This is a genomic window from Mycobacterium florentinum (assembly GCF_010730355.1).
Taxonomy (GTDB): Bacteria; Actinomycetota; Actinomycetes; order Mycobacteriales; family Mycobacteriaceae; genus Mycobacterium; species Mycobacterium florentinum.
The window spans coordinates 1,316,321-1,338,608 of record NZ_AP022576.1 but is presented as its reverse complement, the minus strand read 5'-3'; the positions used below and the strand labels follow the sequence as shown (position 1 = coordinate 1,338,608).

Sequence of the window (22,288 nt, the reverse complement as noted above, 5' to 3'; positions counted from 1 at the left end):
TCGTCCAACGTCAAGAGGAGTATTCGTGCTGCGCAGCCACGCCGCTGGTTCGCTACGGGATCACGACGCCGGCCAACAGGTCACGCTGGTCGGGTGGGTGGCTCGCCGCCGCGATCACGGTGGCGTCATCTTCATCGACCTGCGGGACGCGTCCGGCATCGCGCAGGTCGTCTTCCGCGCGGCAGACGTGCTGGAGCAGGCGCACCGGTTGCGTGCCGAATTCTGCGTCGCGGTCTCCGGCGTGGTCGAGATCCGCCCGGAAGGCAACGCCAACGCCGAGATTCCCACCGGCGATGTCGAACTCAACGTCACGTCGCTGACCGTGCTCGGCGAAAGTGCGCCGCTGCCTTTCCAACTCGACGAGCCGGCGGGGGAGGAGCTGCGGCTGAAGTACCGCTATCTCGACCTGCGTCGCGACGGCCCGGCCGCGGCAATTCGGTTGCGCTCCAAGGTGAATGCCGCCGCCCGTTCGGTGCTGGCGCGTCACGACTTCGTCGAGATCGAGACGCCGACGATCACGCGCTCGACACCGGAGGGTGCGCGCGACTTCCTGGTGCCGGCCCGGCTGCACCCCGGGTCGTTCTACGCGCTGCCGCAAAGCCCGCAGCTGTTCAAGCAGTTGCTGATGGTGGCCGGCATGGAGCGCTACTACCAGATCGCCCGCTGCTACCGCGACGAGGATTTCCGCGCCGACCGGCAGCCGGAATTCACCCAGCTCGACATGGAGATGAGCTTCGTCGCCGTCGAGGACATCATCGCGATTTCCGAGGAGATCCTGAGCGCGCTGTGGTCGCTGATCGGCTACCAGATCCCGACGCCGATCCCGCGGATCAGCTATGCCGATGCCATGCGACGGTTCGGCTCCGACAAGCCGGACATGCGCTTCGGCCTGGAGCTCGTCGAATGCACGGAGTTCTTCTCCGACACCACATTCCGTGTCTTTCAGGCGCCGTATGTCGGTGCGGTCGTGATGCCCGGCGGGGCGTCGCAGCCGCGCCGCACCCTGGACGGCTGGCAGGAGTGGGCAAAACAGCGCGGGCACCGCGGCCTGGCCTACGTGCTGGTCGGCGACGACGGTGAGCTCTCCGGACCGGTGGCCAAGAACCTGACCGACGCCGAACGCGACGGCCTGGCCGGCCACGTCGGGGCCGGCCCCGGCGACTGCATCTTCTTCTCGGCCGGACCGGCGAAGGCGTCGCGCGCGCTGCTGGGTGCGGCCCGCGGCGAAATCGCCAACCGGCTCAACCTGATCGACGCCGGCGCCTGGGCGTTCGTCTGGGTGGTCGACCCGCCGCTGTTCGAGCCCGCCGAGGACGCAACCGCCGCCGGTGACGTCGCCGTCGGTTCCGGCGCCTGGACCGCGGTGCACCACGCGTTCACCTCGCCCAAAGCGGGCCAGGAGGACGCCATCGAGACCGACACGGGCAACGTCCTGGCCGACGCGTACGACATCGTCTGCAACGGCAACGAGATCGGTGGGGGCTCGATCCGTATCCACCGTCGCGACGTCCAGGAAAAGGTGTTCGCGGTGATGGGCCTGGACCAGGCCGAGGCCGAGGAGAAGTTCGGATTCCTGTTGGAGGCGTTCACCTTTGGCGCACCGCCGCACGGCGGCATCGCGTTCGGCTGGGACCGGATCAACGCGCTGCTGTCCGGGGTGGACTCCATCCGCGAGGTGATCGCCTTCCCGAAGACCGGCGGCGGCGTCGACCCACTGACCGATGCGCCCGCGCCGATCACGGCCCAACAGCGCAAGGAATCCGGAATAGATGCCAAACCCAAACAGGTTGACCAGGCATGACCGAACAGTTCCCTGACACCGAAACAGTCAAGTCGTTCAACACCGCGATCGCCGACGAATTCCGCGCCAATGGCGGCAAGGTCGGCGGCCAGTTCGAAGGCGCCGACCTGTTGCTGCTCACCACGACGGGCGCCAAGTCCGGGCAGCAGCGGGTATCGCCGCTGGCGTACTTCACCATCGACGGCAAGCTGATCATCATCGGCTCGTTCGCCGGTGCGCCCAAGGATCCGGCCTGGGTGCACAACCTGCGGGCCAACCCGCAGGCGCACATCGAGGTCGGCGCCCCCGAGGGAGTGCAAGCGTACGGCGTGACGGCGCACGAACTGCCGCTCGCCGAGCGCGAGCAGCTGTTCGACAAGGTGGTTGCCGTGGCGCCGGGCTTCGCCGAATACCAGTCGAAGACAAGCCGGGTCATTCCGCTGTTCGAACTGCAGCGCGGCTGACGCTTTCTCACATTGCCGCGCGCGCCGGGGCTGCGGTAAGCAAGCGGGATGAGCACATCTCTGCTGACGCGGCCGTTCGCGGGTGGAGCCGTCGTCGGGGGTTTGAAGCGCGTCCACGGCGTGTGGTTCTACCTCGTGCAGACCTCGGTCGCGGCGGGTCTGGCGTGGTTCATCGCGCACGACGTGCTGGAGCACCCGCAGCCGTTCTTCGCCCCGATCGCCGCGGCGGTGTCCTTGTCGACCAGCAACGTGCTGCGCGCGCAACGCGCCATCCAGATGATCATCGGGGTGACCCTGGGCATCGGGACGGGAGCCCTGGTGCAGGCGCTGTTCGGCCCCGGTTCGGTGTCCATCACAATCGCGGCGCTGGTCGCGTTGTTGGCCGCGGTCTTCATCGGCCAGGGCTATATCGGCCAGGGGATGATGTTCGCCAACCAGACCGTCGTGTCGTCGATTCTGGTGCTCGCCCTCTATCGCAGCGGAGTCGGTTGGGAACGCATCTTCGACGCACTGATCGGTGGGGGTCTGGCGATCGTCGTCGCCATCGTGCTGCTCCCGGCCAACCCGCTCGCCGTGCTGCGCAGCGCGCGCATCGAGGTGCTGCGCACCCTGCACTCGGTGCTGGATCGCACCGGTCAACTCGCCCGTGGCCGCGGCGCTCCCGCACAGGACTGGCCGTGGCCGGCCGTCGACACGGTGCACCAGCAGCTCAGTGGGCTGATCCAGGCGCGGACCACGGCGCGTCAGGTGGTGCGAGTTGCGCCGCGGCGCTGGGGACTTCGCGACGCCGTGCAGGCCAGCGAGGACCAGGCCGTGCAACTGGCCCTGCTCGCCGGCAACGTGCTGCAGCTGGCCCGCGTCGTGGCGCCCGCCGCCCTTCCCGCTCCGGACGGCGGCGGGCATCGGCTTCCGCAACCCGCGGAGGCGCTGCTGGACGAACTCGCGAAGGCGATGGCACTCGCCGAGTCCGATCCGGCGACCGCGACCGTCCACGTCGAAGCCGCCCGCCGGCACGCGTCGACGCTGCTGTCGGACGCCCGGGAAAGGTCCGAGGTGGTGTTGTCCGACGTCGCCGCGGCATGCGTCGACGATCTGCAGCGGGTGATCGACCTGGGTCGGTCGTAGGGACTCAGATCGAGCCGGTCAGGAACTCCTGGACCAGCTTCTTGGGCGCCCGCGTCAGCCAGGCCTCGGTGATCAGCTCCTCGAGACCCCGCACGTCGATCTCGGCCAGCTTGACCAGCACCGCGGGATAGCCGTCGAAATGCGGGGTGGTGAAGTAGATCGCCGGCTCGTCGGCGACCAGGGCGAACTTGACGCCCTCGTCGGACACCCAGACACCGAGGATGTCGCCCTCGGGCGGCGGCGTCCCGTTCGCCGACAGCGCCTCGCGGTCCGAAGCGCGCAGCGGCCGCTCCCACGCCAGCAACTTCTTGCCGACCCTCCAGTCATGCGGCGACTGCTCGGAGGTGAGTGGCAGCTCACCCACGATCCGGGCGACGTCGTCCCAGGTGGCCACGTATCGATTGTGCTCCCGCTATGGTGCGCTTGGGTGCCGTATCGGCTATCGGTCGCCCACCACGTATCCGCAGCTCTCGGGAGGGAACGCGTTGTCTTCTGCAGCAGAAGTCCCGGACACCCGCCGCCATCGCATCACCCACCGCACCGAGTATCGCTACTCGGACGTCGTGACCAGCTCGTATGGGCGTGGTTTTCTCACCCCGCGCGACTCGCAGCGCCAGCTCTGCGTCGCGCACCGGCTGACCATCGACCCCGCCCCGGCCGACAGCTCCACCAGCGTCGACGGCTACGGCAACATCAGCTCCTACTTCCACGTCACGGAGCCGCACCACACCCTGACGGTCACCAGCGACTCCATCGTCGACGTCTATCCGGCACCCCCCGAGCGCTACAGCAGCGGACCGGCGATCGAACCCTGGGAGGCCGCCCGGCCGACCGGGCGCAGGGGAGCGCTGGCGACTGAGTACGCCCTGGACCTGAATCCGCCGGAGATCACCGACGAAGTCCGCGACTACGCGGCGCCCAGCTTCGAGTCCGGACGCCCGCTGATCGAGGTGCTGCGCGACCTCACGTCGCGGATCTTCCGTGACTTCACCTACCGATCGGGGTCGACAACGATTTCCACCGGGGTCAATGAGGTTCTGGCGGCCCGAGAAGGGGTATGTCAGGACTTTGCGAGGCTGGCGATCGCCTGCCTGCGAGCCAACGGTTTGGCGGCCAGCTACGTGTCCGGCTATCTGGCCACCGACCCGCCGCCCGGAAAGGAACGGATGATCGGCATCGACGCCACCCACGCCTGGGCCGCGGTGTGGACCCCGCAGCAGCCCGGCCAGTTCGAATGGCTGGGGCTGGATCCCACCAACGACCAAATGGTCGACCAGCGCTACATCATCGTGGGGCGGGGCCGCGACTACGCGGACGTGCCGCCGCTGCGCGGGATCATCTACACGGACTCGGAGCGCAGCGTGATCGACGTTGCCGTCGACGTGGTGCCCTTCGAAGGCGACGAACTGTATGCGTGATTTCAATTGTCCCAACTGCGGCCAGCGGCTGGCTTTCGAGAACTCCACTTGCCTGAATTGCGGTAGCGCGCTGGGGTTTTCGCTCGACCAGATGGCCCTGCTGGTGATCTCCCAGGACGGCGCCAGCGATCACGTCGGCTTCGTGAGCGCCGACGAGTACCAGCTGTGCGCCAATCTTCAAGTCGCCGAATGCAATTGGCTTGTCCCCGTCAACAACCCGCGGCTGCGCTGCACGTCGTGTGCGCTGACGACCGAACGGCCCAACGACGCCGACACCGTCGGCCTGTCGGAGTTCGCCCAGGCCGAGGCCGCCAAGCGGCGGCTGATCGTCGAGCTGCACGAGCTGAAGCTGCCGATCGTCGGACGCCAGCAGGACCCCGATTACGGACTGGCCTTCCGGTTGCTGTCCAGCGCTCACGAGCAGGTGCTGACCGGTCACGAAAACGGGGTCATCACAATGGATTTGGCCGAGGGCGACGACGTCCACCGCGAGCAACTGCGCGTCGAAATGGACGAGCCTTACCGAACCCTGCTCGGGCACTTCCGCCACGAGATCGGGCACTACTACTACTATCGCCTGATCACCCCGAACAACCATTACCTGGCTCGCTTCAACGAGCTGTTCGGCGATGCCGACGCCGACTATCAAGAGGCGCTGGACCGCCACTACAACGAGGGCGCGCCGGAGGGCTGGCAGGAGAACTTCGTGTCGTCCTACGCGACCATGCACCCGGCCGAGGATTGGGCCGAGACCTTCGCTCATTACCTGCACATCCGCGACACCCTGGACACCTCGGCATGGTGCGGTCTTGCACCGGCAACCGCGACCTTCGACCGGCCGCCGTTGGGCCCCAGCGCTTTTCCCAACATCATGGAGATGTGGCTGCCGTTGTCGTGGTCGCTGAACATGGTGAACCGGTCGATGGGTCACGACGACCTTTACCCGTTCGTGCTGCCTCCCGCGGTGATGGACAAGATGCAGTTCATCCACAACGTCATCGACGAAGTGGTGACGGCCGCGCAGGGGCCGGCCGCCGTCGCGGGCTAGGCCGGCATCTCCCGTCGTTGGTCGGGGCCCCACAGCGGCTGCATGCCGCCGGGCAGCGTCAGCTGCGTCTTGGTGATGACCCCGGCCAGTTCGCGCAGCTCCGTGTGGATCGTGGCGAGCAGGTCCGCCAGCTCTTCGCGGTGCCCATCACCGTCCACCGCTTCCAGCTCGGCGGGACTCGACCGGCGCAGCAGCGTGCTGATCTCCTCCACCATCCGCTCCGGACGCGACGAGCCCGACGCGCTCGGCAGGTCTTTGAGGTTGGCCCGCAACCGCTCCAGCTGATAGAGCAACGAGCGTGGGTTGTTCGCATCGAACAGCATCAGCTCGGTCACCGCGGCGACACTGACCTGGCCGACGGTGCGGCGCCGGTAGATGACCGACGATTCACAGGCCACCAGCGTCGACTCGATGACGGTCTGTTCGGCGTCGGCGGTGCGGGCCGTGGTGAGTGTGGCTCCCAGCAGCGCGGTCAGCCACAGGCCGCGTTCGATCCGTTTGCCGATGTCCATCATCGACCAGCCCACGTCGCGCACCATCGACTCGCTCGCCACCCCCGACAGGGTCAGCATCCCGGCCAGGGTGCGCCCGTGTGCCGATGCGAGCACGGTGTCGGCCTCGCCCAGCGATTGCGGCGGTTCGGCCCGGTGCGCGAGTCCGCGCTCCAGGGTGGCCAGCACCACCCAGGTGTCGTTGGACATCTGGTCGCGCACCGCCCTGGCCGCCAGGGCCAGCCCCTCCACCGACTGGACGAGTGAGCCCGCCCGGTCCGGGTCGAAGGTCAGCGCCCACAGCGTCGACGGGACGATCGCGATCATCTCGGCGTGGTCGTTGTCGGCGCCCGTGTCGCTGCCGGTGATGCGGCCCAGGGCGCCCATGAGCACCGGCACCACCGCGCTCTCCTCGGTTTCCTGGTGGTGGCGGTAGACGTGGAAGCGGTCGCGGGCGGCCATCAGCAGCCGCGCGGTGCTCTCGGCGCGTTCGCCGTAGCGGCCGATCCAGAACAGGTCGGACAGCACACGAGGCGAGCTGACCCCCCAGGTGCCCGCGGCGGTCTTCACCGGCTGCACCTCGGTCGGCAGCGTAATCGTCTCCGCGCGTGCGCGTTCCGTCGGGCGTACCCAAATATCCTTTGCTGCAACGGTATTCAGCGTGTAGGCAGCGGGCCCCGGCGCCAAGACGTAGCCGACACCACCGATCATCGGGGCATAGCCGCTGCGTTGGGCAACCGAGAACAACCGCATGCCGACACCGGCCGACGACAACACACCGGCATGGTCGGTCGGCGCGGAGGAGAACTGGGGCAGCTCCTGACCGGCCCACTGCCACGGCATGCGCTCGATCCGTGCGGCCACGTCGGCCAGCTGAGTCGACGAAAGTGTCGGTCCCACAAGGGTTTCCCCACCGACCGTGGATTTGATCAACAGCGACGAAAGGTTGGCCAGCAGGTGCGAGCATTCCTTGGCGTTACCGCCCCAGTACACCGGTGTGGTGTTCAGCAGCGGGGCTTCGCCGAGCAGTCGTTCGGCCAGCTCAGGCAGAAAGCGCAGCAGCCCAGGGCTTTCCAGGATCCCGCTGCCCAGGGTGTTGACGACGGTCACGGTGCCGCGGCGTTGTGCCTCCACCAAACCGACCACCCCGAGCCGGGAATCGGCCTTGAGATCCAGCGGGTCGGTGTAGAGCGCGTCGACGCGGCGCAGCACGACGTCGACCCGTTTCAGGGTGCCCAGCGAGCGCATCCAGAGTTTGCCGTCGCGGACCACCAAGTCGGCGCTTTCGACCAGCGGAAAGCCCAGCAGCGTCGCGAGGTACGCCTGGTCGAACGCGGTCTCCGAGTAGATACCCGGGCTGAGCACCACCACCACCGGGTCTTGGGCGTCGTCGGGTGCGGAATCGATCAGCGCCAGCCGCAGCGCCTGCGCGAACGGTGTGTTGGGCCGCGGCGCGATCCGCTCGTAGAGATCGGGAATCGCGTGCGCGACAACGCGTCGATCGGCCAGCGCATAACCGGCGCCCGAGGGCGCTTGGGTCCAGTCCGCGTTGACCTCGAAGGCGCCGCTCGGCAGCCGGCTCAGATCGCAGGCGTGCATGAACAGCTGGTGGTGGCCCGGAATCTCGATCCCGCTGGCCGCACGCACGTAACCGGGATGGGCGAACACCAGCTCCGGTGGCAGCATGCCGTCGGTGAGTAAGGTGCGTGGCCCGTACAGGTCGGCGAGCACGGCATCGAGCAGGCGCGAGCGCTGCAGCAGCCCGGCCTCCAGCACCTCCCAATCGGCCGCGGATATAACGATCGGCAGGATGTCCAGGCTCCACGGGCGCGGCTCGAGGGCATGGCCGCTGCTGGGATCGACCTCGGTGTAGGTGATCCCATCGTTGTCGATCAGGCTGTGCACCACCGAGCGCAGCTGATTCAGCCCCGTCCGGCCACGCTCGGCGACCGTGTCGGCCAGCTCGGTCCACGCCGGCCGCACCCGGCCGTTTTCGTCCAGGAATTCGTCGTAGCCGGCCCCGTGCGCGCCGGCGGGGCGCAGCTCGAACAGCGCTTCCTGGGTGCGCGCGGTCCGATAGCCGGCCAGCAGCCGGTCGGCGTCGTAGTGGTCGCCGTGCGTACCGATAACCGCCAAGGGGTCGAGTGCCATCGTGATGCTAGTTCTCCGAAGACGCCATTACTGCTGCACGGTACGCACGCGCCGCAGGTCGAGAATGCCCGGCGCGCCGATATCGGTGAATATCCTGGCCTGCTTCTCCCGGATGTCGGAGAGGTCCAGCTTGCCCGGGGTGAAGCCGATCGCCTCGAACCGTCGGGCGCGGCGCGATTCGGCCGCAACGGCGTTGACGGGTGGCTCGTCGTAGGCCATGCCACCCGGATGCGAGACGTGATAGGTGCAGCCGCCGCGGGATGTTCCCGAGGTGAGATCGACGAGCTCGAACTGCAACGGCACGTCGGTGGTGATCGTCGGATGCAACGCGCTGGGCGGCTGCCACGCCTTGTACCGCACCCCGCCCACATGGATGTCGGGGTTGTCGGTGGCCAGCAGCGGCACCGGGTAGCCGTTGCACGTCACGACGTAGCGGTGCCGGTCGGCGCCGATGATGCGGATCTGCAGACGTTCGACCGACGAGTCGACGTAGCGGGCGGTGCCCTGGGCGGTGGACTCCTCGCCGAGGGTGTTCCACGGTTCGATCGCGCCGCGCAGCTCGATCTCGACGCCGTCGAAGACGGCGGTGCCGATGCGCGGGAAGCGGAACTCGGTGAACGGATCCAGCCAGCTGGTCTCGAACCCGATGCCGTGCGCGCGCAGGTCCGCGGCGACGTCGGCGATGTCATGAATCAGGAAGTGCGGCAACAGGTATCGGCCGTGCAGGTTGGTGCCGTGGCGGATCAGCGGGGCGCGCAACGGCTCTTCCCAGAACCAGGCCACCAGCGAGCGCACCAGCAGCGACTGCACCATCGCCATCCGCAGGTGCGGCGGCATCTCGAACCCGCGCAGCTCCAGCAGCCCGAGCCGGCCGCGGGGGCTGTCGGGGCTGTAGAGCTTGTCGATGCAGAACTCGGCGCGATGGGTGTTGCCGGTGATGTCGGTCAGCAGGTGCCGCAGCGCGCGGTCGGTCACCCACGGCTTGGCGGCCCCGCCGGCCGACAGCCGGGCGATCTCGGCGAACGCGATCTCGAGCTCGTAGAGCGCCTCGGTGGGACCCTCGTCGACCCGGGGTGCCTGCGAGGTGGTGCCGACGAAGCGGCCCGCGAACAGATACGACAGCGAGGGGTGCCGCTGCCAGTAGGTCAGCAGCGATACCAGCAGATCCGGGCGGCGCAGCAGGGGTGAGTCGGCCGGCGTGACACCGCCGAGCGTGATGTGGTTGCCCCCGCCGGTGCCGCCGTGGCTGCCGTCGACGTCGAACGACTCCGTGGACAACCGGGCCAATCGGGCTTGCTCGTACAGGGTTTCGAGCTGCTGTCGTTGTTCGTCGAAACTGGCGGTCGGCGCGATGTTGACTTCGATGACGCCGGGGTCGGGGGTGATCGTCGTCGACTGCAGCCGCGGGTCCGGCGGTGGGCCGTAGCCCTCGATGACGACCGGGCTGTGGTTCGTGGCCGCCGCGGCCTCGATGCGGGCGATCAGGTCGACGAAGTGCTCGAGTGCCTCGGTGGGCGGGAGGAACAGGTACAGCAGCCCGTCGCGGGCCTGCGCGACCATCGCGGTGGGCGGTGCCGTATCGGAGTCGACAGCCTCCGCGCTGGTCGACTCCGTCGACAGCGCGGGGCCGACGGTCTGGGGATCGACGACGAACGTCGGCCGCGGCGGCTTCCAGCTGATCGAATCCAGCGGCAGCCGCAGCCCCGCGGGTGAATCTCCCTCGAGCAGCACGACGCGGCCGCGGCGCAGTTGCCAGTTCGCGCTGGCCCAGCCGAGGTCGTCGTCGCGTCGGTGCAGCGGCAGCACGAATGCCGCTGGGGTCGTGGTGGTTTCGTCGAGGTGAGCAAGCAGTGCGGCGCGGGCGGCGGCGTCGTCGTCGGTGAGGTCGTCGCCGGACTCGACCGCGTCGCCGCTGGGCAGGCGGACTTTCGCGGCGAGCCGGGCCAACGGGTCCTCGAAGGCGGGCCGCACCTGGGACAGTGGCAATCCCAGGCTCTCGGCAACTCCGGCGAGCACCTTGTAGGCGTTCTCGTTGTCCGCTTTCGACCCCACCGCCTCTGTTGCCCAGGGATCGGCCAAAAGCGATTCGTCGGTCCACAGCGGCAGCCCGTCGGTGCGCCAGTAGAGCCCAATTTGCCAGCGCGGCAACGGCTCTCCCGGATACCACCGGCCCTGACCGCGATGGATCAGTCCCTGCGGGGCCCACACCCGCTTCAGCCGGGCGGCCAGCTCGGATGCGCGCTGTCGTTTATGCGGGCCGTCGGCGGCGGTCCTCCACTCGTCGTCGACCTGGTTGTCCACCGACACGAAGGTGGGTTCGCCACCGACCGTCAGCCGGACATCACCGGCGGCGAGCCGTTCGTCGACCCCGGCCCCGACCGCGCAGATGGTCTCCCACGCCGCGTCGGTGTAGGGCAGCGTCACGCGTGGATCCTCGTGGATGCGGGTGACGGTATTGGAGAACTCCAGGGTGGTCTCACACGGGCCGGTGCTGCCGCTGATCGGTGCCGCGCCCGAGGGGTGCGGCGTGGCCGCCAGCGGGATGTGGCCTTCCCCGGCGAACAGCCCCGACGTGGGGTCGAGCCCGATCCAGCCCGCGCCGGGGATGTACACCTCGGTCCACGCGTGCAGGTCGGTGAAATCCGCCGCCGGCCCGGACGGGCCGTCCAGCGCTTCGACGTCTGAGGCCAGCTGCACCAGGTAGCCGGAGACGAACCGGGCGGCCAGCCCGAGCTGGCGCAGGATCGATACCAGCAGCCAGGCCGAATCCCGGCACGATCCGACGCCGGTGCGCAACGTGAAATCCGGTGTCTGGACCCCTGGTTCCATGCGCAGGCTGTACGCCACGTCGGCATTGACGGCGTGGTTGAGCGCGACCAGGAAGTCGATGGTGCGGGTGCCGTCGGGCACCGAGAAGTTCTCCACCCATGCCCGTGCGAGCTCACCGGGACCCGAACCCTCGGCGCCTTCGTCGACCGGCCGCAGATAGGGCTTGAGATCCTCGGCGAGCGCCTTGGGGTAGATCAACCCCGAAGCGGGGGGCCATGTTTCGGCCCAGTCCTCGATGAAGAAGTCGAACGGGTTGATCACCTTGAGGTCGGCGATGAGGCCGACGGTGATGGTCAGCTGCTGCATGGGGTTCGGAAACACAAGCCGGGCAAGGAAATTGCCGACCGCGTCCTGCTGCCAGTTGATGAAGTGGTCGGCGGGCTCGATGCGCAGCGAGTAGGCCTCGATGGGTGTGCGCGAGTGAGGTGCCGGACGCAACCGCACGACGTGCGGGAAAACCTGGACCCCCCGGTCAAAGGTGTAGCTGGTGCGATGCTCCAGCGCAACTTTGATGCTCATAACCGCTGATCTCATCACAAGGGCCGCAGCGCCGCAGCGCGCCGCGGGTCGGCGGAGCCGGACTGGTTACGTGGGAAGGGGTCCCGGGGCCGGGCCGGCCGGCGGTCCCGGCTGGTAATCGGCCTGTTGCGGCGCCGCGACCTCACCACCCGAAAGCTTGCGGTAGGCGTAGGTCAGGATCAGCGCCACGACGGGGGCCGCCACCAGCAGGCCGACGCCGCAGGCCAGCGCGCCGACCACGATCGTCGCCATGGTGACCAGCCAGACCAGCAGGGCGCTGGCGAAATTCGAGCCCACCAGCGAGAAACTCGACGCGAACCCCTTGAGGGCGTTCTCCGAGCGGTCGACCACGAACAGGATGACGAACTGGGTGAAGATCCCCACGACTACGCCGGGAACGAAGCACGCGGCATAGCCGACCGAGGTGACGAAGCTGACCAGAATCGCGGCGAGAAACGCCATGCCGAGGTTGCGTGGCTTGAAGAAGGACCCGATGCTCACCGGCCGGCCGTCCGCGAGATCCAGGCATCCGGACAGGAACCCGGCTTGGGCGAATGCGGTCACGATCAAGGAGACGACATAGCCGAGGCCCACGATCGCCATCCCGGTGGGACTGAGATTCGACGAGAAGGCGAAGTCGTAGTCGGAGGAGTCGTAGGGCGTCACGTTCGCGGTCATGTTCTGGCCGACGAAGTTCAGGGTGGACGACGCGGCGAACAGCAGGCCGTAGACCAGCGTGGGAACGATCAGCGCGGCGGCGTTCCTGGTGAAGGTGTTCCACGCCCAGCTGAACGCGTCGCCCACGCTGAATTGCGGTTTGGGCGGGCCGCTGAAACCCGGCTGCGGTGGATAGCCCGGGGGTGGGGCGCCATAGCCGGGGGGCGGGCCGTAGCCGGGAGGGGGTGCCCCGTAACCGGGTGGCGGTGCGCTCCCCGGAGGTGGGCCGTAGCCCGGGGGCGGCGGGGGCGGCGCGCCGTAACCGGGGGGCGGCGGCGGATACCCCGGCGGATTCGGGGTGCCTCCGAAGGGTTCGGCCGGTTCACCTGGATGTTGCGGGGGCTGGCTCATTTTGCCGTCCTAACGTGCACGCGCCGAACTTGGCAATCCGGAACTTAACAAACGCATGGTCGGGTGGCGAGGATTGAACCACGCCGAATTTCTCGCGCCGGGCGATCGGCTCGGCTAGGCGAACTGCTGCCCGGGCGGGGGCCCGGCGGGCGGTCCCGGCTGGTAACCGGGCTGCTGCAGCGGAACGACCTGGCCGCCGGAAAGCTTGCGGTAGGTGTAGATCTGGATCAGCGCCGCGACCGGGATGGCGACGATCATGCCCACCCCGCACAACAATTCGCCGACCAGCACCACCGCGTACTGCACGAGCCACGACAGCAGCGCGGGGCCGATGTTGGCCCGCGTCATCGCGATGCTGGCCTTGATGGCCTCCACCGGTGACAGCGACCGGTCGACGACGAACGGGATGGCGAACAACGTGACGAACGCGAAGATGAGGCCCGGGATGATGCACAGGATCGATCCGACCACGACGCCGGCCGCAATCAGCAGCGCGACGACGAACACCGGGCCGAGATTGCGGGGCTTGAAGAACGTTCCGATGCTCACCGGCTTGCCGTCGGCGATGTCCAGGGCGCCGGTCGTCAACCCGGCGTGCATGAATATCGCGGCGACGAAGACCAGGATGTAGCCGACGATCATGACCGCGATCGACGCCGGGCCGTACGCGATGTCGACGCCACTGGTGGTCTCGCCGTAGCTGTTGGTGTACGTGGTGCTGGTGCTCTCACCGAAGGCCATCGGCAAAAGCGCGGCGATCAGGGCGAAGACGGTGATCACCACGACGTAGGCCAAGACCGGAACGACCAGTGTCGCGGCGTTCTGCTGGAACTTGCCCCACGACCACTTCAGTGCCTCGGTGGCGTCGAACTTCGGGGCGGCCGGCTGAGCGTAGGGGCCGAAACCGGCCGGCGGCGGGTAACCCGCCGGCGGCGCGCCGTAGCCCGGGGGCGGCGGCGCTGCGTAGCCGGGAGGCGGCGGCGCTGCGTAGCCGGGAGGCGGCGCGCCATATCCGGGTGGCGGTGCCGCTGCGTAGCCGGGAGGCGGCGCGCCATATCCGGGTGGCGGTGCGCTGCCGGGGGGAGGTCCGGGCGGGGGGCCGTAGCCGGGTGGCGGGGGCGGCGGTGTTCCGTAGCCCGGAGGCGGTGTGGCATCACCCGGCGCGCCGTGACGGGGCGGTGGCGAGTAGCCCGGAGGGTTCTGGTCGCCGTCGAAGGGCTCGGCCGGTTCACCTGGATGTTCGGGGGGCTGGCTCACTTGCCGTCCTACTTTGCTGTCGGAATAGCTTGCGGGACACCCGCGCGGAACTTGGCAACCCGGAACTTAGCAAATATGCGCCGGGGGAGCGAGGGTTGACCTTTGCTTGTTTCGGACCTGTTTCGGGGTCTGCACGGCATCGCAGGCGCCGGTGGGCGTACCTGTCCGATCTGCGTGGTATGCCTGAAGCCGTGTCCGACGGTCTGTTCGACCTGCCCGGCGAATCGCGGACGGCCAATGACGCCCTGGGCGTTTCGGCCGGCGCACCGCTGGCGGTGCGGATGCGCCCGGCGTCGCTCGACGAAGTCGTCGGTCAGGACCACTTGCTGGCGCCCGGATCGCCGCTGCGCCGACTGGTCGAGGGCTCGGGGGTGGCCTCGGCCATCCTGTACGGCCCGCCGGGCAGCGGCAAGACGACGTTGGCCGCGCTGGTCTCGCAGGCGACCGGCCGCCGGTTCGAGGCCCTGTCGGCGTTGTCGGCAGGGGTGAAAGACGTCCGGGCGGTCATCGACAACGCGCGCCGGGCGCTGCTCTCCGGCGAGCAGACGGTGCTGTTCATCGACGAGGTGCACCGGTTCTCCAAAACCCAGCAGGACGCGTTGCTGTCCGCCGTGGAGAACCGGGTGGTGTTGCTGGTGGCGGCGACGACCGAGAATCCCTCGTTCTCGGTGGTGGCGCCGCTGCTCTCGCGGTCGCTGATCCTGCAGCTGCGCCCGCTGACGGCCGACGACATCCGCACCGTGGTGCGGCGCGCGATCGACGATCCGCGGGGCCTGGGCGGTCAGATCGGCGTGCAGTCCGAGGCCGTCGACCTGCTGGTGCAATTGGCCGCCGGCGATGCCCGCCGTGCGCTGACCGCGCTCGAGGTCGCCGCCGAAACCGTTGCGGCCGGCGGCGAGCTGACCGTGGCGGCCGTCGAGCAGTCGCTGGACAAGGCCGCCGTGCGCTACGACCGCGACGGCGATCAGCACTACGACGTCATCAGCGCGTTCATCAAATCGATGCGCGGCTCCGACGTCGACGCGGCGCTGCACTATCTGGCCCGCATGCTCATCGCGGGGGAGGATCCGCGATTCATCGCCCGCCGGCTGATGATCCTGGCCAGCGAGGACATCGGCATGGCCGACCCGACGGCGCTGCAGATCGCGGTCGCCGCGGCGCAGACGGTGGCGCTGATCGGCATGCCCGAGGCGCAATTGACGTTGGCGCACGCCACGATTCACCTGGCCACCGCGCCGAAGTCGAACGCGGTGACCACCGCACTGGCCGCGGCGATGAACGACATCAAGGCGGGCAAGGCGGGTCTGGTGCCGGCGCATCTGCGCGACGGCCACTACTCGGGAGCGGCCGCCCTGGGCAACGCGCAGGGCTACAAGTACGCCCACGACCACCCGGATGGTGTTGTCGCGCAACAATATCCGCCGGACGAGCTGACGGACGTCGACTACTATCGGCCGACCGGGCGCGGTGTCGAGCGCGAGATCACCACACGGCTCGAGCGACTGCGCGCGATCATCCGCCGCAGACGCGGCTAGTTCAGACCAGCTCGGGCACCCGCAGCCGCGCGATCGCCAGCTCGAACTCGGCGACGTCGACGATCTCGGCGCCCAGGTCACGCGCCCGCCTGCTGCGCAATTCGCTGGCCTCGTCGCTGTTTCGGGCCATCGCCTCCTGGCTGTCGAACGTCGAGCACGACACCGCGCGCCGGCCGGCGGGATGGTCGATCATCAGGCTGGCGCTGGTGAACCCCTCGAGACTCTCCATCTCCGGAAGCACCGCCATGCGGTAGAAGTCCATGGACCGCTCGAGCTGATCGGGCACCACCTTGAGCCAGGTGGCGCGCACGAACGCACCCTCGGGCGAGCGGTGGCGGCGGTGCAGGGACGCGATGTGCCACTCCTCGACGCTGGCGCTGCCGTCGAACATCAACGCGACGTGGTCGCGGATGATCGCCACCCGCTCGGCGCTGGCGCGCATCGCCGCAATGGATTCCCAGGAGCTGGTGGCGATACAGCGGCCTGACTGCCGATCGACCAGCAGCGACAGACCGACATAGCCGTCGATCTCCTGCATTTCTGACATCACGACATCGCGAACGTGGGCGATTCCGATGTCGACGGACAAGGGTTGCCCCTCGATGGTGAAAGAGCGTGCGTACACGATGGCTCCCTAACTAGTTCGGGGCAGCGCCCCCGGTAGCGCCACCGGTCCCACCAAATACCTTCCTCCTAGCGCTTACCTCCTGGCAATGGCTTTGCGGCGTGGTGGTGGCGTGTCCGCGCCGTGTGGCCGCGCTCACAGACGATTGGCTGGTCAGCGCGGTCGCGCCGTACGCTTGATCGGATGCATACCGATGTGTTCGATGTCGACACCACCAGTCGTCGCATCGTGGATCTGACCGACGCGGTGCGCAGGTTTTGCTTCTCATGTGGGGATGGCCTGTGCAACGTGTTCGTCCCGCATGCGACGGCCGGGGTCGCGATCATCGAGACCGGTGCCGGTTCCGACGACGACCTGGTGGAGACGCTGGAACGGCTGTTGCCGCGCGACGACCGCTACCGGCACGCGCACGGCTCGGCCGGGCACGGCGCCGACCACGTGTTGCCGGCGATCGTCTCGCCGTCGGTGACGCTGCCGGTCGCGGCCGGCGAGCCGCAGCTGGGCACCTGGCAAAGCGTCGTCCTGGTCGACCTCAATCGGGACAACCCGCGGCGCTCGGTGCGGTTGAGCTTTTTGGAGGGTTAGCTGCCGGGTAACCGACGGCGCCCGGCCCGGTACTGTGAGCGGTCGAAACGCGTCGTTAGACAGCCTTTTATAGGAAGAAGCGAAAAAGAGTGCAGACACACGAGATCAGGAAAAGATTTCTTGATCACTTCGTGAAGGCGGGTCACACCGAGGTGCCGAGCGCATCGGTGATCCTCGACGACCCCAACCTCCTGTTTGTCAACGCCGGCATGGTCCAGTTCGTGCCGTTCTTCCTGGGCGCCCGCACACCGCCGTACCTGACGGCCACCAGCATCCAGAAGTGCATCCGCACGCCGGATATCGACGAGGTGGGCATCACCACCCGGCACAACACCTTCTTCCAGATGGCCGGCAACTTCTCGTTCGGCGACTACTTCAAGCGCGAGGCCATCGCGTTGGCGTGGGACCTGCTGACCAACAGCGTCTCCGAGGGAGGCTACGGCCTGGACCCGGAAAGGCTTTGGGCCACAATCTATCTCGATGACGACGAGGCGGCCGATCTGTGGCGGGAGATCGCGAACCTGCCCGCCGAGCGGATTCAGCGCCGGGGCATGGCCGACAACTACTGGTCGATGGGCATCCCCGGACCATGCGGCCCGTCGTCGGAGATCTACTACGACCGCGGCCCGGAATTCGGGATCGGGGGCGGCCCGATCGCCAACGAGGACCGCTACATCGAGATCTGGAACCTCGTGTTCATGCAGAACGAGCGCGGCGAGGGAACCAGCAAGGAAGACTTCGAGATCCTTGGGCCGTTGCCGCGCAAGAACATCGACACCGGCATGGGTGTGGAGCGGGTCGCGTTCATCCTGCAGGGCGTGCACAACGTGTACGAAACCGACCTGCTGCGTCCGGTCATCGACATGGTGGCCGAGCGCGCACCGCGCGGTTATGACGCCGGCAACCACGACGACGATGTGCGCTACCGCGTGATCGCCGACCACAGCCGCACCGCCGCGATCCTGATCGGTGACGGCGTGAGCCCAGGCAACGACGGCCGCGGCTACGTGCTGCGCCGGCTGCTGCGCCGGGTGATCCGCTCGGCCAAGCTGCTGGGCATCGACGGCCCGATCGTCGGCGACCTGATGACCACCGTGCGCGACGCGATGGGCCCGTCGTATCCCGAACTCGTCGCCGATTTCGACCGGATCAAGCGCATCGCCGTCGCCGAGGAGACCGCGTTCAACCGCACCCTGGCGTCAGGCTCGAAGTTGTTCGACGAGGTGGCCGGTACCACCAAAGCCGCTGGGGCCAAGGTGGTTTCGGGTTCGGACGCCTTCACCCTGCACGACACCTACGGCTTCCCGATCGAGCTCACCCTCGAGATGGCGGCCGAGGCCGGCCTGCAGGTCGACGAGGCCGGCTTCCGCGAGCTCATGGCCGAGCAGCGCCGGCGCGCCAAGGCCGATGCCGCTGCCCGCAAGCACGCGCACGAGGACCTCACCGCGTACCGGGAGCTGGTCGACGCCGGCCCCACCGAGTTCACCGGCTTCGACGAGTTGACATCCGAGGCAAGGATTCTGGGCATCTTCGTCGACGGCAAGCGGGTTCCGGTCGTGTCGCACGGCGACGCCGTCGGCGCCGATCGCGTGGAGCTGATCTTGGACCGCACGCCGCTCTACGCCGAGTCGGGTGGCCAGATCGCCGACGTCGGCACCATCAGCGGGACCGGTGCCGGCGAGAGCGCACGTGCCGCGGTCACCGATGTGCAGAAGATCGCCAAAACCTTGTTCGCGCATCGGGTTAACGTCGAGTCCGGTGAATTCGTGGAGGGCGACACCGTCGTCGCGGCGGTGGACCCGGGCTGGCGCAGGGGTGCCACCCAGGGGCACTCGGGTACCCACATGGTGCATGCCGCACTGCGACAAGTGTTGGGCCCCAACGCTGTTCAGGCCGGATCGCTGAACCGTCCGGGATACCTGCGCTTCGACTTCAACTGGCAGGGCCCGCTGTCCGACGAGCAGCGCACCCAGGTCGAGGAAGTGACCAACGAGGCCGTGCAGGCCGACTTCGAAGTGCACACGTTCCACGAGCAGCTCGACAAGGCCAAGGCGATGGGTGCGATGGCGATGTTCGGCGAGGCCTACCCGGACGAAGTGCGGGTGGTGGAGATCGGCGGGCCGTTCTCGCTGGAGCTGTGCGGCGGGACGCATGTGCACAACTCGGCGCAGATCGGCCCGGTGACAATCCTGGGCGAATCGTCGGTCGGCTCCGGGGTGCGCCGGGTGGAGGCCTACGTCGGGCTCGACTCGTTCCGGCACCTGGCCAAGGAGCGCGCGCTGATGGCGGGGCTGGCGTCGTCGCTGAAGGTGCCATCCGTTGAGGTGCCCGCGCGGGTGGCTAATCTGGTCGAGCGGCTCAAGGCCGCCGAGAAGGAACTCGAACGCGCCCGGCAGGCCGCCGCGTTGGCCGCGGCGGCGAATGCGGCGGCCGGCGCGGAGCAGATCGGTAACGTCCGTGTAGTGGCGCAGCGGATGTCGGGCGGGATGACGGCGGGTGATCTGCGCACCCTGGTCGGCGACATCCGGGGCAAGCTGGGCAGCGATCCCGCGGTGGTCGCGCTGATCGCCGAGGGTGAAGGCGAATCGGTGCCGTATGCCGTCGCCGCCAATCCGGCCGCCCAAGACCTCGGGCTGCGCGCCAACGAACTGGTCAAACAGCTCGCCGCGGCAGTCGATGGCCGCGGCGGCGGTAAGCCCGACCTCGCGCAGGGCTCGGGCAAGAATCCGACCGGCATCGACGCGGCGCTGGACGCGGTCCGCTCCGAGATCGCCGGGATAGCGCGGGTCGGCTGAGTGGAGTTGGCACAGCATCGCTTGCCCGACCGGCCCGGCGACCCTAACCAGGACAATCCGGGCGGGGGCCGCCGACCAGGGAGAAGCCTCGGCGTCGACGTCGGCAGCGTGCGCATCGGCGTGGCCGTCAGCGATCCCGACGGCATTCTGGCCACACCGGTCGAAACGGTGCGCCGGGAGCGCTCCGGCAAGCACCTGCGCCGGCTGGCCGAGCTCGTCGCCGAAACCGAAGCAGTCGAGGTGGTCGTCGGACTGCCCCGCACGCTGGCCGACCGCACCGGGCCGTCGGCGCTCGACGCGATCGAGCTGGCCGAGGCGCTGGCCCGGCGGGTTTCGCCCACGCCGGTGCGGCTCGCCGACGAACGACTGACCACCGTCAGCGCGCAGCGTTCCCTGCGCGCGGCGGGTGTGCGGGGCAAGGAGCAGCGGGCGGTGATCGACCAGGCCGCGGCCGTGGCGATCCTGCAGAGCTGGCTCGACCAGCGCCGGGCCACGGTGGCCGAGCCCGGGGCCCAGGCGGCGGGGGATGTCATCGATGGTGGATAGCGCGCGCGACGAACGGGCCGAGCCGACCGCGGTCGGTCCACCCCGGCAGCGAACCAGCCGGATGGCCCGGATCAAGGCCGAGCGTGGACGCCGGCGGCGCCGTTTCACCGGCCGCATCGTGTTAGGCGTGCTCGTCGTGATCGTGGTGGCCGCGGTGTTCGTCGGCTCCAAGATGTGGCACACGGTGTTCGGCGCCGGCGACGACTACAGCGGAGACGGCAAGAGCGACATCGTGATTCAGATCCAGGCCGGCGACTCGACGACGATAGTCGGCGAGACGCTGCTCAACCAGGGTGTGATCAAGACCGTCCGGGCCTTCATCAACGCCGCGCACGGCAACGCCGCGATCAACTCGATCCAGCCCGGCTTCTATCGGATGCGCACCGAAATCCCGGCGGCGTCCGCGGTCGAGCGGCTGACCGACCCCGGCAACCGGGTGGGCAAGCTGGTCATTCCGGAGGGACGTCAGCTCGACGACACCACCGACATGAAGACCAACAAGGTCAACCCGGGAATCCTGACGCTGATCTCCCGCGCCTCGTGTGTGGAACTCGACGGCAACAAGCACTGCATCTCGGTGCAGGACCTGCGCGCGGCCGCGGGCAACACCCCGCCCAACGTGTTGTCGGTGCCGGCCTGGGCGGTACAGCCGGTCACCGAGCTGGGCACCGACCACCGCCGCCTCGAGGGGCTGATCGCACCCGGGACGTTCAACGTCGACCCCTCGGCCGCGCCGCAGGACATCCTGGCGAACCTGATCAGCGCGGGGGCCGCGACGTACATGCAGTCCGGGCTGGTGGACACCGCGGCGGCCATGAAGCTGTCGCCGTACGACATCCTGGTGGTGGCCTCGCTGGTGCAGCAGGAATCCAACTCGCAGGACTTCGCGAAGGTGGCGCAGGTCATCTACAACCGCCTGAACGCACACCACACGCTGGAGTTCGACTCGACGGTGAACTATCCGCTGGACCGCCGCGAGGTGGCCACCAGCGACGCCGACCGGGCCCAGAAGACCCCGTGGAACACCTACGTCTCCCCGGGTCTGCCCGCCACGGCGATCTGCTCGCCCGGCATCGACGCGTTGCGTGCCGCCGAGCATCCCGAACCCGGTGACTGGCTGTACTTCGTCACCATCGACGCCCAGGGGACCACGCTGTTCACCAAGGACTACAAGCAGCATTTGGCCAACATCGAGCTGGCTAAGCACAACGGTGTCCTCGACAGCACCCCCCGCTAGCCCGGGCCCGAGAAAAGCGGCCGTCCTCGGGTCGCCGATCGCGCATTCGAAATCACCGCAACTGCACCTCGCGGCCTATCACGCGCTGGGCCTGGACGACTGGACCTACGAGCGCATCGAGTGCGGTGCCGAGGAGCTGCCGGGCGTCGTCGGCGGATTCGGGCCGGAGTGGGTCGGGGTATCGGTGACCGCGCCGGGCAAGTTCGCCGCGCTGGACTTCGCCGACGAGCGCACCGAACGCGCACAGCAGGTGGGTTCGGCCAACACGCTGGTGCGCACGCCCCGCGGCTGGCGGGCCGACAACACCGACATCGACGGGGTGAGTGGGGCGATCGGCTCGGCCTCGGGATGGGCGCTGGTCTGTGGATCGGGCGGCACCGCGCCCGCCGCCGTGGTGGGCTTGGCTCAGCTCGGCGTCAGCGGCATCACCGTCGTGGCGCGCAACCCGGACAAGGCGGCCCGGCTGGTGGATCTGGGGGCGAGCGCCGGCGTGCCGACGCGGTTCTGCGAGCTGGACGACCCCGACGCCAGGGGCCTGGCCGCCGAGGTGGCGGCCGCGGAGGTACTGGTCAGCACGATCCCGGCCGAGGTCGCCGCGCGCTACGCCCGCACCTTCGCGATGATTCCGGTGCTGCTAGACGCCGTCTACGACCCCTGGCCCACCCCGCTGGCCGCCGCCGTCGCCGCCGCGGGTGGGCGGGCGATCAACGGTGTGCAGATGCTGCTGCATCAGGCCTTCGCACAGGTGGAGCAATTCACCGGGTTGCCCGCGCCGCGCGACGCGATGACTTGCGCTTTGGCCGCCCTGGATTAGC

17 protein-coding genes are annotated in these 22,288 nt (G+C 68.6%); 11 read left to right on the top strand and 6 right to left on the bottom strand.

The window, feature by feature from the left end; translation table 11 throughout:
- The first annotated feature begins 25 nt into the window (after nt 1-25).
- The 3 genes from aspS to G6N55_RS06170 are packed head-to-tail and all read left to right on the top strand — an operon-like array spanning nt 26 to nt 3,369.
- Nucleotides 26-1,801, top strand: a complete 1,776-nt coding sequence (aspS, locus tag G6N55_RS06180) for an aspartate--tRNA ligase (protein WP_085226973.1) — start codon at nt 26-28, stop codon at nt 1,799-1,801.
- Nucleotides 1,798-2,244, top strand: a complete 447-nt coding sequence (locus G6N55_RS06175) for a nitroreductase family deazaflavin-dependent oxidoreductase (protein ID WP_085226975.1) — start codon at nt 1,798-1,800, stop codon at nt 2,242-2,244. Before aspS ends, G6N55_RS06175 begins: the two co-directional genes overlap by 4 nt.
- Before the next feature lie 48 nt (nt 2,245-2,292).
- Complete coding sequence (locus tag G6N55_RS06170) at nt 2,293-3,369, top strand: FUSC family protein (protein WP_085226977.1); 1,077 nt, start codon at nt 2,293-2,295, stop codon at nt 3,367-3,369.
- 4 nt (nt 3,370-3,373) lie between these two features.
- Here the strand turns inward: G6N55_RS06170 and G6N55_RS06165 are convergent, their stop codons facing one another.
- Nucleotides 3,374-3,763 carry an MmcQ/YjbR family DNA-binding protein gene (locus tag G6N55_RS06165; protein WP_085226979.1) on the bottom strand — a complete coding sequence of 130 codons (390 nt, stop codon included), beginning with the start codon at nt 3,761-3,763 and terminating at the stop codon, nt 3,374-3,376.
- 91 nt (nt 3,764-3,854) lie between these two features.
- Here G6N55_RS06165 and G6N55_RS06160 point away from each other — a divergent pair, with 91 nt between their 5' ends.
- Both G6N55_RS06160 and G6N55_RS06155 read left to right on the top strand, forming a co-directional pair.
- On the top strand, nt 3,855-4,787 hold the full coding sequence (locus G6N55_RS06160; RefSeq protein ID WP_085227164.1) for a transglutaminase family protein: 933 nt from the start codon (nt 3,855-3,857) through the stop codon (nt 4,785-4,787).
- Nucleotides 4,780-5,835: a zinc-binding metallopeptidase family protein gene (locus G6N55_RS06155; protein ID WP_085226981.1), complete on the top strand. Its 1,056-nt coding sequence runs from the start codon at nt 4,780-4,782 to the stop codon at nt 5,833-5,835. Before G6N55_RS06160 ends, G6N55_RS06155 begins: the two co-directional genes overlap by 8 nt.
- Here the strand turns inward: G6N55_RS06155 and G6N55_RS06150 are convergent.
- From G6N55_RS06150 to G6N55_RS06135, 4 genes are all read right to left on the bottom strand, one after another.
- On the bottom strand, nt 5,832-8,477 hold the full coding sequence (locus tag G6N55_RS06150; RefSeq protein ID WP_085226983.1) for a circularly permuted type 2 ATP-grasp protein: 2,646 nt from the start codon (nt 8,475-8,477) through the stop codon (nt 5,832-5,834). The two genes, G6N55_RS06155 and G6N55_RS06150, sit on opposite strands and share 4 nt — an antisense overlap.
- A gap of 27 nt (nt 8,478-8,504) precedes the next feature.
- The gene (locus G6N55_RS06145; protein ID WP_085226984.1) at nt 8,505-11,825 is read right to left on the bottom strand and encodes a transglutaminase family protein; all 3,321 of its coding nucleotides are present in this window, start codon (nt 11,823-11,825) and stop codon (nt 8,505-8,507) included.
- Between the two features lie 66 nt (nt 11,826-11,891).
- Nucleotides 11,892-12,893, bottom strand: a complete 1,002-nt coding sequence (locus tag G6N55_RS06140; protein WP_163667190.1) for a hypothetical protein — start codon at nt 12,891-12,893, stop codon at nt 11,892-11,894.
- Nucleotides 12,894-13,007: 114 nt separating this feature from the next.
- Nucleotides 13,008-14,150, bottom strand: a complete 1,143-nt coding sequence (locus G6N55_RS06135; protein ID WP_163667187.1) for a DUF2189 domain-containing protein — start codon at nt 14,148-14,150, stop codon at nt 13,008-13,010.
- A gap of 179 nt (nt 14,151-14,329) precedes the next feature.
- Between G6N55_RS06135 and G6N55_RS06130 the strand changes: the two genes are divergently transcribed.
- Complete coding sequence (locus G6N55_RS06130) at nt 14,330-15,685, top strand: replication-associated recombination protein A (RefSeq protein WP_085221942.1); 1,356 nt, start codon at nt 14,330-14,332, stop codon at nt 15,683-15,685.
- A gap of 1 nt (nt 15,686) precedes the next feature.
- Here G6N55_RS06130 and G6N55_RS06125 read toward each other — a convergent pair whose 3' ends face one another.
- Nucleotides 15,687-16,310 carry a hypothetical protein gene (locus tag G6N55_RS06125; protein WP_085221943.1) on the bottom strand — a complete coding sequence of 208 codons (624 nt, stop codon included), beginning with the start codon at nt 16,308-16,310 and terminating at the stop codon, nt 15,687-15,689.
- Between the two features lie 195 nt (nt 16,311-16,505).
- Between G6N55_RS06125 and G6N55_RS06120 the strand changes: the two genes are divergently transcribed.
- The 5 genes from G6N55_RS06120 to G6N55_RS06100 all read left to right on the top strand — a co-directional run bounded on the left by G6N55_RS06120 (nt 16,506) and on the right by G6N55_RS06100 (nt 22,287).
- A complete protein-coding gene (locus G6N55_RS06120; protein ID WP_179968171.1) occupies nt 16,506-16,895 on the top strand; it encodes a secondary thiamine-phosphate synthase enzyme YjbQ in 390 nt (129 codons plus the stop codon).
- Nucleotides 16,896-16,984: 89 nt separating this feature from the next.
- The gene (alaS, locus tag G6N55_RS06115) at nt 16,985-19,690 is read left to right on the top strand and encodes an alanine--tRNA ligase (protein WP_085221945.1); all 2,706 of its coding nucleotides are present in this window, start codon (nt 16,985-16,987) and stop codon (nt 19,688-19,690) included.
- Complete coding sequence (gene ruvX / locus G6N55_RS06110; RefSeq protein ID WP_085221946.1) at nt 19,691-20,236, top strand: Holliday junction resolvase RuvX; 546 nt, start codon at nt 19,691-19,693, stop codon at nt 20,234-20,236. It begins immediately after the preceding gene.
- Entirely contained in the window at nt 20,226-21,473 is a 1,248-nt protein-coding gene (locus G6N55_RS06105) for an endolytic transglycosylase MltG (RefSeq protein ID WP_085221947.1), read from the top strand. Before ruvX ends, G6N55_RS06105 begins: the two co-directional genes overlap by 11 nt.
- A complete protein-coding gene (locus G6N55_RS06100; protein ID WP_085221948.1) occupies nt 21,448-22,287 on the top strand; it encodes a shikimate dehydrogenase in 840 nt (279 codons plus the stop codon). Before G6N55_RS06105 ends, G6N55_RS06100 begins: the two co-directional genes overlap by 26 nt.
- The last annotated feature ends 1 nt before the right edge of the window (nt 22,288 follow it).